This is a genomic window from Bacillus sp. FSL K6-0923, assembly GCF_038630825.1.
Lineage (GTDB): Bacteria > Bacillota > Bacilli > Bacillales > Bacillaceae > Bacillus > Bacillus pumilus.
Genome location: NZ_CP152044.1, coordinates 1031283 through 1044071, shown reverse-complemented (window position 1 = coordinate 1044071; position 12789 = coordinate 1031283). Strand labels below are relative to the sequence as shown.

Genomic DNA, 12789 nt, shown 5'->3' with positions numbered 1-12789 from the left:
AAAAAAGCCTACCCCTAGGCTTTTTTTTATGTATGGTTTGGATGCGTCACAATGAGGTGATGAAGCTCCCCATGATCCCCTTATCTTTCACACACCAAAGCATTGCTTATATCAGATCCCCTTATGCTTTGCGTTTCTCCCAGAAGCGCTTCTCTCTCGTTTGGCTAATCGCCTTAAATCCCAAGTGAAACGCACCCAATTGTCCCATGAGAGTGCTTATTTGAAAGCACTTTCAATATAAGTATTATCGCAGAATTTATGAGCTTCGACAACCTTTTTTTGAAAAGTTGGACAGGGAACATGTGAAATAAAAAAAGGGCGAATATCATCGCCCTTTTCATTAATTTTCTTCTGGATTCCCATAAAGCTCTTCAAGAGGCTTCATGATCACTTTATTTAATTCTCCGATGAGAACACTCACACGTTGTTCTGCTTCCATCAACTGAGAGATTTTATCGTGCTGTTGAACAAGTGCCACTGTTTTTTGTGCTTGCTCCACTTCTTCTTGTGTGATCTCTTGACCAGTCATTTGTTTTTGTTGAAGGTTTACTTGAATGTCACGGAAGTTCTCGAACATTCTTTTAGAGGACTCATCCGCGTTAACCTCATCATAAAGATTTTTTAGAGTTGAGTATTCTTCGCTATGACGCAATGCTTTTTCAAGGTCATATGCAACATCATAAACATTTACAGACATGTTATGTCTCCTTTCTATCCGTTATCACCGATATGATCGGCGGACACCACTCCACTATAACAAACTATGGCTTTCGTTTCACATATATACAACGAATTCATTAAAATTTCTCTCGTCTGTCTTAAAATAACGTGACAAAGATTGCTTGGATTGCGCCGATTAATCCCCCTAAAAAACCACCTAAAAACGTGATCATCTTAAGTTCATTGTTGGAAATGCTAACGACAAGCTCCTCCATTTTTTTAAGCGGAAACAGTTCAATCTGCTCACGAATGATATCTTCAAACTTGAGCTTTGCGAGCAGTCCCTCTAATGCATTTGATGCTGCTTTAATCCCCTTATCGACAAGCACTGGTGCTAAGTGTATTTTGAGATCAACCGCTACTACGCTGACATAAGATCCAACTGGCTTGTCTAATATCAGCTTTGTAGAGAAGTGTGAAAGCAATTGCTTTTTCACACTATAAGCAAGCTCCTTCACATTCCATTTATCATCCAGTTCCTGAAGAGAAAATTGTTTCACCTTGTCCCATTCCTGAACGAGCAAATCTGATAAAAACCTCTTTGTTTCTGCATTTCTTAAAAATTTAATGATTTCAGGATGTACACGGTCAATTAAGCTTGAATTTCCTAAAAACATTTGAACCATACCGCCAAGCATGCCGCGTTCCTTTAAGAAATCATCAATCATATTGCCAAGCCTCGCTTTACCTTCTTCACTTTCAAAGTAATGGATGCCTCTCTTTAAAATATAATCTGCTGCATCTGGAATTTTTGACGAAATTTTGTTTTCTACTTCTAATGGGAGTAACTCAGATAACGTTTGCTCATTATATTTTTTTAGTAATGAATCGAGCTTCTGATCAGACCAATGATGAATCCATTCATCTGCTTTGACGTCAGCATGTGATACACCGAATCTTTCTAACAAAGAGAGCATTGTGATCTCCATGTCAGCGCCTTTATCAATCAATCGATGAACTGTATGCAAGATCTCCTGCTTAGCTTCAGATGATTCAAATCGCTTTTGAATACCTTCTGGCGTAAGCAAATGCTCCATAACCAAGACTCCAACCTGCTTGGCTACTTCATCTCTTCTTTTAGGAATGAGCCCTGGTGTAAAAGGAAGCTGTTTCCCGAATAAGTAATACGGCTTATAAGGACGAAAAAGCATTTTAATCGCAAGATGGTTTGTCGCTGCTCCTATAACGGCACCTATAACAATCATAAAGATAAACGTTGTGAATATATTCAAAGTCGTCATCTACCTTTCAAACAATACCCGATGTTTATTGGTTTAATCTATACGTATTATAGTTGTTGTCATGTCCTCAAGCAAATGAAGCATGCTGCTAGACATATGATCAATCGATCTGTCGTAATGATAAAGGAGCGCAATCTTTATGTAAAATCATGAAAAAGTGTTTTTCTGCTGGTAAAAAAAGAAGTTGAAAAGAAGGTGTTTTTTAATGACATCAACATTAGGTATTGTGACGCTTTCACCGAAGTATGAAGAGGCATTCACACGTGGGCTAGCCAAAGCTGCCCCTGCTTATGGTTTAAAGGTTGTCCGTTTTACACCACTTGATTTAAAGCCGGCTTCAAATTTAATACAAGGTCAAACATATACGAATGGTCAAGGATTCACCGCAGCAGAATTTGAAATTCCTGACTTGATTTACGATCGATGCCTTTACAAGCATGACGCACAATCTAAAAAAGCAAAACCAATCATGAAATGGCTGAAAAAGTATCCGAAAACAGATTTTTTGAATACAGGTATTTCAAATAAAATGATGCTATTCGAGCAGCTCCGTCTTCTCCCTGCTTTACAGCCATATTTACCTGTCTGCTCATTATTAAAAGAGCCATCAGACCTTCTCAGCATGTTAAGCAAAGACGGTTATTGTAAAATGCAGCCGCTCTCTCAACAACATGCAGCATCTACTTACTTCATTTTCTTAAAAGACAACACTTTCACTGTTCAGCTAAGTCCCGAACAAGTCATCACATTTTCGCGTCCATCAGATATAGAGCGCTGGTGCAGAAAGTATGTAGGCCGATATTTCCTTCAATTTTTTCAGACAAGTGATCAAAAAGACTTTTTATTCAATGAAATAAGGATTTCCCTGATAAAAGATTCACAAAATCAGTGGAATCGCATAGGGATTCACACAAAATCACCTACAGAAAATAATCATTTAAGCATTACACAAAAATCAGCATCCATGATAGGCTTTGATCACTATCTAAACACCTTGCAGCCGCACATCAAAGAGCTTCTTTTAGATGATATTGCATCCATTCAAGCATCTCTGCCAGCATATATAGATAAAACCCTTTCCCCTTGCTTTGAATTCGCTGTAGACTTACTCCATACAAGTGAAGGCAGGCTTTTCATATCAAATATAAGATCAAAACCAGGGCGATCCGCTTTTTTAAAAGCTTATCCTGACAAGGAAAATGAATTGATTCGTACCATTCTTGCACATGCACAGTCGATGAAGTCACAACCGAAGGAGGTTTCTCATGAACAAAAATCGTTACATCATCGCCACTCATCCCGCAAGTGAAAAAACAATTCATCTTCCCATTCATTTTAAACAGCAGGAGGCGATCTATTCTCTTGCTTTAGGTTCCCGTCTAGTAGATGACTTCACCGTTTCCTATCATCAACATACAAATAAAATTTTATTATCAGAAGATCTATATAGAGATTTACTCATTCCTTATCAATCAAAAGCTGATGTGATTGCCATTGATCATACCCTGTTCATAGGGCCACTGCTTGGTATTTTCACCGCAGGTTTTGAGCAAAGCACGCAGCCACTAGGAACGAGATCAGACTTTTTTATCAAACTGCTGCGCTCTTTCAAACAGCATGCCGGTTTTGCTTATCTTTTTGGGACACATTCTATTGATTGGGATAAAGGAATAGTAGAAGGATTGTTGTACCAACAGCAAACATGGGTTAAAAAACAAATGCCCCTGCCTTCAGTCATTTACGATCGTCTTCCAAATAGAAAGGCTGCTCAGTCAGCATTCATTCAAGAAACAAAGCGCAAATTCACTCAAGACTATGATATTCCTTGGTTCAACCCTCATTTTTTTAATAAATGGGACATTCATGAACAATTGTTAACAGATGAAAAAACATGTCCTTTTCTTCCACATTCCATACAATTGGACCCGGTGGACGCTCTAAATAAAATAGAAACACTCCTCCATCTACATCAGGTCATTTACTTAAAACCGTCGAACGGCAGTCATGGCGACGGTATTTATCAATTAAACAAGAAGGCTCATGGAATCACTGTATGCTCAAATCAAGGAAGGGCTGTTCCATATGACTCTTTAGAGGATTTCGTTATCAATCTCCGGAAAGATCACGCAATTCAAGATTTTATGGCTCAACAAGGCATTGCACTTCTTCAAATAGACAATCAACAAATGGATTTCAGAGTTCATACCAATAAAAGTAAGTACGGTCATTGGACAGTCACAGCAGTAGCAGCAAAAATTTCTGGCAATCACACCGTCACGACTCACCATTCACATGGAGGCTCGGTGAAAACACTTTATGATGTTTTTCCAGAAAAGAAGAAGCGTTTGAAAATCTTAGAGCAGCTTTCTTATACTGCTATCACGCTTAGTCAGGTAATTGATGAAAAATTGTCCGGTCATATTGGTGAAATCGGTTTTGATTTAGGTATTGATCGGACAGGAGCTATCTGGATGTTTGAAGCCAATTCTCGCCCTGGCCGAGAGGTTTTCCAGCATGTCTCATTGCGAAACTCAGAAAGGCTGATTGGAAAAAGAATCATGGATTACGCCTCTCACCTTTCACAAACGACCTTAACAACTACAGACCACACAAACATCTATTGACAGTTTTTAAAAAAGTAAGGGTGTGATGAAATCTATGCTTTTCCTATGCTCTTTTCATCAGATGAGATACAATAAAATCAAGTTCAAGATTGTTTCCGTATTGTCGTGTTTATTTATTGTTTCATCAATAAAAGCAAGGAGGCAATGATGATATGATTTCTCATTTTCAATGGAAACCTCTCTTTAAAAAAGCACAATTGCCAGGCTGGAAAATATCCTTTTTTCACAATGGTGCGCACTACGAAGGCATCTACCACAAAACAGGTGATATTGAATGGGGCTCTCAGCTTCCGCCTCATGAAGTCGAACCAACCTTAAAAGAAGAAATCCACGAATTAATGCTATTCCATGTCTATGATTAAACTGTTTAAGGAGCTTCGCCATGTTAGAAAAATTAAAGCTTGTTTACGGAGAGCATATCATCAGCTCCCCTACAGATGATCATCAAATACTTTGGTACCAAACAGACGAAGGCGAATTATTTGGAGTAGACAAATCAAAGCTTACAGCTAGAGAAACACATCTTCTCAATACTTTCCTTACACCAATTGATCTTTCTCACACAAAGCGGACTGAGGATGAACAACAATGGTACAGCTATCTTTTTGATAACAAGCCACTAACCGTTCAGCACCCCGTCCGTGTATATTATTTTAAAATGTCACATCAAGCAGAACAAAGGCAGCAAATAAAAGAGGCTGTGGTTCACAGCCTCGAACAAACTCATTTCATTTGGACAGGCGCTCATACAGCGATGCTGATTCAAACAAACGCTACATCAGAAAATAGTCAATTAGAGCTGCTATATGATTTGTCTCTAGCCATTACAAGTGACTTTTTAACAGACTCATTCTTTTTACAAGGACAACTTCATTTGCCAAATGAACATTTACAGAAGAAATTGTTAAATGAACAGCAGCTTGTCTTTGGTCATATGCAGCGAGGTAAGCTTAGGTCAGGGACTTCCACATTTTATCAATGTCTGCCATCACTTTTGCGTTATGATGAATCCGCCCTCTCTCATGCTATTTCAGATGCTTTTAAAGAGGCGGTTCTTGATCGGGACGTTTACCGTACCCTCATGACTTATATGCAATGTAACTTAAATGCATCTCAGGCAGCAAAAGCTTTATATGTTCACAGAAACAGCCTTCAATATCGAATCGATAAATTTATTGAGCGAACAGGAATAGATATACGACATTTTCCAGAAGCATCTGCTGTTTATTTTATAATGAACCTTCTCGATATTTCATAACATTCCGTGACATGAGCAACCTGCCCAAAAATGAAAATGAGATGTTGTGCACGTTGTCCATTTACAGACGCTTCCCCATTTTATACACTTTATGTACAATATAAAGCGCTTTCAATAAAAGAATGGGGAGGTTATCATTTATGGCTGAAATGATGCTCAATCAAATTTATAAAGTGTATGATAACAAGGTAACAGCAGTAGACAACTTTAATCTACATATAGAAGATAAAGAATTTATTGTGTTTGTTGGTCCATCTGGATGCGGAAAATCAACAACCCTTCGCATGATTGCAGGACTTGAAGAGATTTCACAAGGGGATTTTCTTTTAGACGGCAAACGGATGAACGATGTAGCACCAAAAGACCGAGATATCGCAATGGTTTTCCAAAACTATGCATTATACCCTCATATGAATGTATACGATAATATGGCTTTTGGATTAAAGCTGCGGAAGTTCCCGAAAGCAGAAATTGATGAGCGGGTTCGAAATGCCGCTAAAATATTAGGCCTTGAGCAATATTTAGACAGGAAACCAAAAGCACTGTCTGGCGGTCAAAGGCAGCGTGTTGCACTTGGGAGAGCAATTGTGCGTGATGCAAAGGTCTTTCTTTTGGATGAGCCGCTTTCTAATTTAGATGCAAAACTTCGCGTTCAAATGCGTGCTGAAATATCTAAGCTTCATCAGCGTCTGCAAACGACATTTATCTATGTCACACATGACCAGACTGAAGCTATGACAATGGCTACACGTCTTGTTGTAATGAAAGATGGCTTTATTCAGCAGGTTGGAGCGCCAAAGGATGTATATGAAAATCCAGAAAATGTATTTGTTGGTGGATTCATTGGCTCTCCTGCGATGAATTTTTTTACAGGAAAGCTCTCTGACGGTGCCATTGCAGTTGGAAAAACGCATATACGTGTACCAGAAGGAAAGATGAAGGTATTACGGAGCCAAGGTTATATCGGAAAAAATATCATCCTTGGGATCAGACCAGAAGATTTTCATGATGAACCCGTGTTTATAGAAGCGTCTGAGGGTACAAAGATCGATGCCAACGTAGAAGTTGCTGAATTAATGGGAGCAGAAACGATGCTTTACTCTTCTCTCGATGGTCAGTCTTTTATTGCACGTGTTGATTCTCGTACCGATGTTCAGGCCGGACAAACTATACCTCTTGCCATCGATATGAATAAAGCCCACTTCTTTGACTCAGATACGGAGCTCCGCATTCGTTCCGCTGAATAAATATATATGCAGTGCCATCACTCAATCATGAGTGATGGCTTTTTTGCATGTTGAACAACATTTACCATGTTCTTTTCTCGTATGTTTTTTTCGAAAATCACCATAATACTTAGTACAAAGCAGTTACCGCATTGGGTTTCGCCAAGTGGCAAATGACTTGATCATTTCGCTGGTGCGATTCCAGCAAACCCAACCATAAAAAAATCACATACAAAAAGGAGATTCACATCATGGCTAATTCTAATAGTTCAAATCAATTACTAGTTCCTGGAGCAGAGCAAGCAATCGATCAAATGAAATACGAAATCGCTTCTGAATTTGGCGTTAACCTTGGAGCAGAAACTACAGCTCGTGCTAACGGTTCAGTTGGTGGAGAAATCACAAAACGTCTTGTGTCTTACGCTCAACAACACATGGGTGGAACAAAAGCTTAATTTCATATCTGGATCATAGAAGGCACCTCTTAAGGTGTCTTCTTTTTTTGTTGTTATCCCTCACCAATCTCCTTTCCAGCTCATATCATGGAGTAGAAAGGAGCGGATCTTCATGGACATTATTTCCGGTATGAACTTTGAACTTCTACAATTCGTCGGTATCTCTCTATTATGTGAATATGCTCATAGTATTCGGTCCTTTCACCTTTATAAAAAAAGCATCACATAAAAGTTGTACCATTTTGGGTTCTTTTCACTTATAGTATGTAGTGGAGGGATCGAACAGATGAAAATAGCTCTTTTCGGTGCTCATGGACGTGTAGGACAAGCATTTCTTCGTTTCGTTCAAGTAGATGATCGGTACATCGTTCGTTCATTGATTCGGACAAGCCGAGAAGAAATGCTTGCGGGTATGTTTCAAGTCACCGGCAATTCAAGAAATCGAGAAGATGTGCTTGAGACGATCAAAGGAGCAGATATTGTTGTGAGCTGTCTATCCACAGATGGTGATGATACATTATCTGTTTCAATGGAGCATATCGTACATGCCATGAAGCAATCAAATACATCAAGAATTATTACAATAGGTACGGCAGGTATTTTAAAGGCAAGGCAGCAGCCGGAGCATTACCGTTTTGAAACAAATGAATCAAGGCGGACCACTTCCCGAGCAGCTAAAGAGCATGCCAAAGCGTTTGAACTCCTTCAATCGACTGATTTAGATTGGACCATTATTTGTCCAACCTATTTGCCAGACGGAGAAGTGACACGGTCATATCGCTATGAGAAAGATTTTCTCCCTATAGATGGAAAGAAAATTTCAGTTGAAGATACCGCACACTTTTTATATCAGCAGTTAAATTCGAAGGAATTTGTACATCAACGTGTCGGGATTGCTTACTAATGACGCATAATGAGTAAAGATCGAGGTCAAAAACGATTTCTCGACTTTTTTATGCAAATAAAAAGAGCCCCATTCAATATGAATAGGCTCTTTTTTGTGATTCATCAGCTGTTTGCCACAGCACCCTTTTGCAGTTCGTACATTTGCGCATATAGCCCTTCTTGCTGCATGAGTTGATCATGACTGCCCCGCTCGACAATTTCCCCTTTTTCTAAAACCAAAATCATATCGGCTTTCTTAATGGTGGATAATCGGTGAGCAATGACAAAAGTTGTTCGTCCTTCTTTGACGACATCAAGCGCTCGCTGAATGATCGCTTCTGTTTCTGTATCAATGTTTGCGGTGGCTTCATCTAAAATTAAGATCGCTGGATTGTATGCTAGTGCACGAGCAAATGAAATGAGCTGACGTTCCCCTGAGGAAAGAGTACTTCCCTTTTCAACGACTGGTTCATCAAATCCTTCTGGCAGGTGCTTCAATAACTCTACTGCGCCTACTTGTTTTAATGATGATTCAATCGTTTCTCTTTTAATGTCTTCATTTCCTAAGCTGACATTGGATGCAATCGTTCCGGAAAATAAATACGGGTCTTGAAGCACAATGCCCATTTGTTTCCGCAACGTTTGCCGGGACTGGCGATAAATGCTTTCCCCATCAATGAGAATGTCTCCTTGCTGAATGTCATAAAAACGCAGCAGCAAGTTCATAATCGAGCTTTTCCCAGAACCAGTATGCCCCACAAGTGCAATCGTCTGGCCTTTTTTGGCCTCGAATGTAATGTTCTTTAATACATTTTTTCCTTCATTATAAGCAAAGGTGACGTCTTGGAACTGAACGTGCCCTTCCATTTCCTTCTGAACAGGTTCTTCCACTGTTGTTCCTGGCTCATCTAATAATCGGAAAACCCTTTCCGATGAAACCCGTGCTAATTCCAATCTCGAGAATTGGTTCACAATGCCTGTAATCGGCTGAAATAATCGATTTAGGTAATCGACAAACGCATAGAGCACACCAATCGACACAATTCCCGTCGCACTTAAAGAGGCACCGCCAAAATACCAAATGAGTGCCACGTAGGCTAAATTCCGAAGCAGGTTAACCAAGTTATGCGACAGAAGTGAATTTAAATGAAGCATCTTTCGCTGATATCGAAAGTGATTGTTGTTCAGCTCATCGAATTCCTCTTTTGTCACTTTTTCATGACGAAACGCTTGAATAATGGTCATCCCTTGAATGGCTTCATTTAGCTTGGCATTGATGTCACTAATGATCGAACGAATGCGGTGGTTGTATACCGATGCAAATTTTCTGTAGGTCATTGACCATAGGAAAATAATCGGTACCGCCACCAAACAAATAAGTGCCAGCTTCACATTTAATAAAAACATGGCAATATAAATCCCAATCATGTAAATCGCACTCGTCACAAAATTGGCGAGGACTGTCACATATAAATCACGAATGGTTTCAGTGTCATTGGTAATCCTCGCTACAACCTTTCCAGCCGGTAAATTATCAAAATACCGGATAGGCAGCGTTTGAATATGTTCAAACACATCTACTCTCATTTTTTGAATAATTCGGTTGGCTATTCGCTGTAACAGGTAATGCTGCGCATATTGAAAGAAAATCGCAATGACGAGAAGCCCTAGATAAAATAGAACAAGCTGCACCAAACCACTGATTTCCGGCTCATAAAAAGAGAAAATTTCCTCTTTTGATAAAGGCTGTACTTGATAGGTCTCGCGCTCGTTTCCATTTTCAATGGTAAGTTGATCTCCCGATATTTTTCGGTTTCCGTCAAAGCGAATCGGCTCATTTACAAAATAGTAACCGAATCCGACTTGCACCACATTGATTTGTTTTCCGGATTCCATCTCACTGTCTAATCGATCGCTTCGTATATAGTTATTTCCCTGGTAATAAACGGTTTTGTCTGTTTTTTCATTGACCTCGACATATGGCTTTTCTACACCTAAAATATGATCATCAATCATTTTCTTCCCAATAAATGGTCCTGTCAGTTCAGCACCTACTGCAATGATGAGAAAGATCAAGGCAACAGACAGTACTTTTTTATAAAGGAGTGCGTAGGCGAGGAGTCTTCTTCCCGTTGTCATGCCTCATCCCCTCCTTCCAGCTGGTTTGTCAGCTGTTGACGCAGAAATTGTTCTTTGTACCACCCATCTTGCTGAATGAGCTCTTCGTGAGTTCCCTTTTGGACGATGCGTCCTTCTTCCATGACAAGTATAAGATCTGCATGCTCAACAGCTGATAGACGATGAGTCGTAATAAACGTCGTTTTCCCATGACGATTTTGCCTTAAATTTTCTAAAATAGCGGTTTCTGTTTTTGCATCTACCGCAGAAAGCGAGTCATCCAGTATTAAAATGTCGGGATCTATTAATAAAGCGCGCGCAATGGAAATTCTCTGCTTTTGTCCACCTGACAGCGCCACACCTTTTTCTCCGACCATCGTTTCGAGACCCTCTGGCAAAAGACGTAAATCTTTTTCAAAATAAGCATCTTTGATTGCTTGTGCTAATTCATTTTGTTTTGCGTCTCGATGACCAAAACGCATATTCTCTTCTACACTTTTTGAAAAGAGAATATGATCCTGCGGCACGTATCCAATCCATTGAAATAGCTGATCCAATTCGATCTCTTGGATTGGGATTCCTGATAGCAGGATGTGACCATCACCTGTTGGATACTGGCGCAGAAGCTGTTTTACAATAGTTGTTTTACCGCTTCCTGTTTTGCCTGTAATTCCGATCGTCTGCCCCTTTCGAACCGTAAAGGACACATCAATTAAATTATCTTTTGGGGAAGTTGGATACCTAAATGTCACGTGGTCAAACTGAATATCGCCAGGCTCTTGTAACATTTTTGGCTGAGAAGCGTCTGTAACATCCGGCTTATAGCTGAGTGTATGATTCAACCGGTCTAACGACGCATTTCCTCTTTGCATAATATTAATCAACTCGCCGATCGCAAACATTGGCCAGATCATCATCCCAAGATATACGTTAAAAGCGACAAGCTCACCAATGGTTAAATCGCTTTGGAATACAAGGTAGGCACCGTATCCAATTCCTATTAAGTAGCTGACCCCGACAAGTAATTTCACTGTCGGCTCAAACAATGAATCAATGACCGCCACTCTCATATTTTTTTGAAATACATCATCTGTCATTTGGCGAAAGCGTTCCACATCTTGCTTCTCCTGTACAAAAGACCGGATGACCCGGACACCTGCGACCGATTCAAGGACGCGATCATTCATATCACCAAATGCATCTTGAGCAACTGTAAAGCGATCATGAATTTTGCTGCCATAATACGCAATCAAGAGCGCCATCAGCGGCATAGGAATGATCGCCATTAAAGTTAATTTCCAGCTAATCGTCAGACCCATCGTAAAAAAGATCATCAGCATATAAGCAGTGGAATCCACCAATGTCAGAACGCCAAAACCTGTCGTTAAAGCTACAGCATTCAAATCGTTTGTACCTAATGCCATTAAGTTACCGGTTTTTTTCTTTTCATAAAAGGTGGGTGTCATCTTGAGTAAGTGACGCATAAGTTTCCCGCGCATCACACGTTCCATGACATTTGCGCCGCCAAATAACTGATACATCCAGAAATATGTCAGTGTATAGACAACGACACCTAGCAAGCAAAAAACGGCTACATAAAACATCATACTAGATGTTGTAAATTGACCAGAACGAATGTCATCAACTGCCTGCCCAAGATATCTTGGCGGCAGCATTTCAAGCACATTCACAATGAGCAGGAGCGTAATGGCGATCGTATAACGCCTCCACTCTTGTTTGAAGAACCAGCCTAATTTCGTAAATACTGAAAACATGTTTGTCTCTCCTTTTAAAGCTAGCCGCTTTCTATATTTTCTTGGCTGTCACCTTGAATTGTTTTTTTGTTTTTTGTCATTTGTCTTGTTTTTGGCATGTTCACATGCTTTCACTCCTCTTCATTTACTTGTTGATCTCCATCCCTTTATTTCGAAATACGAAATGAATACAACAAAAAAAGAGGCAACCAGCTATCTGGTACGCCTCTTTTCGTCATGTAAAAAGGCGCATGTTGACAAATACGCAACATACGCCTTGATTCATCCGATCAATTGGAACATACGAGTCCCTTTTCAATGACCAATGAAGGTGTAATTGTCACGTGAATCAACCCATTCATGCAGTTTGATTTCATTCTTCCAATGATGTTGCACATGACATTCCCTCCTTTTGGCTCTTGAATCTTTTTTTATCTTATAGTGGCTGTCACCATTTTGTCAATAAATATTTTTCAATAAATGAAATTTTCTAACAAAAAGTTCACAC

General features: G+C 39.7%; 11 protein-coding genes. 7 read left to right on the top strand and 4 right to left on the bottom strand.

Annotated features, from left to right (window positions below; genetic code table 11):
• Positions 1-340 precede the first annotated feature (340 nt).
• Together MHI16_RS05185 and MHI16_RS05180 are read right to left on the bottom strand one after the other, a co-directional pair.
• Positions 341-697, bottom strand: coding sequence for a YlbF family regulator (locus MHI16_RS05185; RefSeq protein WP_012009440.1), 357 nt, complete (start codon positions 695-697; stop codon positions 341-343).
• Positions 698-818: 121 nt separating this feature from the next.
• The gene (locus tag MHI16_RS05180; RefSeq protein ID WP_061407246.1) at positions 819-1952 is read right to left on the bottom strand and encodes a DUF445 family protein; all 1134 of its coding nucleotides are present in this window, start codon (positions 1950-1952) and stop codon (positions 819-821) included.
• Between the two features lie 214 nt (positions 1953-2166).
• On the opposite strand from MHI16_RS05180, the gene MHI16_RS05175 reads away from it, so the two are divergent.
• From MHI16_RS05175 to MHI16_RS05145, 7 genes are all read left to right on the top strand, one after another.
• Complete coding sequence (locus MHI16_RS05175; protein ID WP_268466930.1) at positions 2167-3270, top strand: YheC/YheD family protein; 1104 nt, start codon at positions 2167-2169, stop codon at positions 3268-3270.
• The gene (locus tag MHI16_RS05170) at positions 3227-4585 is read left to right on the top strand and encodes a YheC/YheD family protein (protein ID WP_268466929.1); all 1359 of its coding nucleotides are present in this window, start codon (positions 3227-3229) and stop codon (positions 4583-4585) included. The genes MHI16_RS05175 and MHI16_RS05170 overlap by 44 nt, the downstream gene beginning before the upstream one ends.
• Before the next feature lie 152 nt (positions 4586-4737).
• Complete coding sequence (locus MHI16_RS05165; protein WP_003211787.1) at positions 4738-4947, top strand: YheE family protein; 210 nt, start codon at positions 4738-4740, stop codon at positions 4945-4947.
• Positions 4948-4967: 20 nt separating this feature from the next.
• Entirely contained in the window at positions 4968-5843 is an 876-nt protein-coding gene (locus MHI16_RS05160) for a helix-turn-helix domain-containing protein (RefSeq protein WP_058014411.1), read from the top strand.
• A gap of 140 nt (positions 5844-5983) precedes the next feature.
• On the top strand, positions 5984-7090 hold the full coding sequence (gene ugpC / locus MHI16_RS05155) for a sn-glycerol-3-phosphate ABC transporter ATP-binding protein UgpC (RefSeq protein ID WP_058014412.1): 1107 nt from the start codon (positions 5984-5986) through the stop codon (positions 7088-7090).
• Positions 7091-7320: 230 nt separating this feature from the next.
• The gene (locus MHI16_RS05150) at positions 7321-7524 is read left to right on the top strand and encodes an alpha/beta-type small acid-soluble spore protein (protein ID WP_003210761.1); all 204 of its coding nucleotides are present in this window, start codon (positions 7321-7323) and stop codon (positions 7522-7524) included.
• 286 nt (positions 7525-7810) lie between these two features.
• A complete protein-coding gene (locus tag MHI16_RS05145; protein ID WP_268466928.1) occupies positions 7811-8428 on the top strand; it encodes an NAD(P)H-binding protein in 618 nt (205 codons plus the stop codon).
• 104 nt (positions 8429-8532) lie between these two features.
• Here the strand turns inward: MHI16_RS05145 and MHI16_RS05140 are convergent, their stop codons facing one another.
• Together MHI16_RS05140 and MHI16_RS05135 are read right to left on the bottom strand one after the other, a co-directional pair.
• Positions 8533-10548: an ABC transporter ATP-binding protein gene (locus MHI16_RS05140; protein ID WP_268466927.1), complete on the bottom strand. Its 2016-nt coding sequence runs from the start codon at positions 10546-10548 to the stop codon at positions 8533-8535.
• Positions 10545-12302: an ABC transporter transmembrane domain-containing protein gene (locus MHI16_RS05135; RefSeq protein ID WP_268466926.1), complete on the bottom strand. Its 1758-nt coding sequence runs from the start codon at positions 12300-12302 to the stop codon at positions 10545-10547. Before MHI16_RS05135 ends, MHI16_RS05140 begins: the two co-directional genes overlap by 4 nt.
• Between the last annotated feature and the right edge of the window lie 487 nt (positions 12303-12789).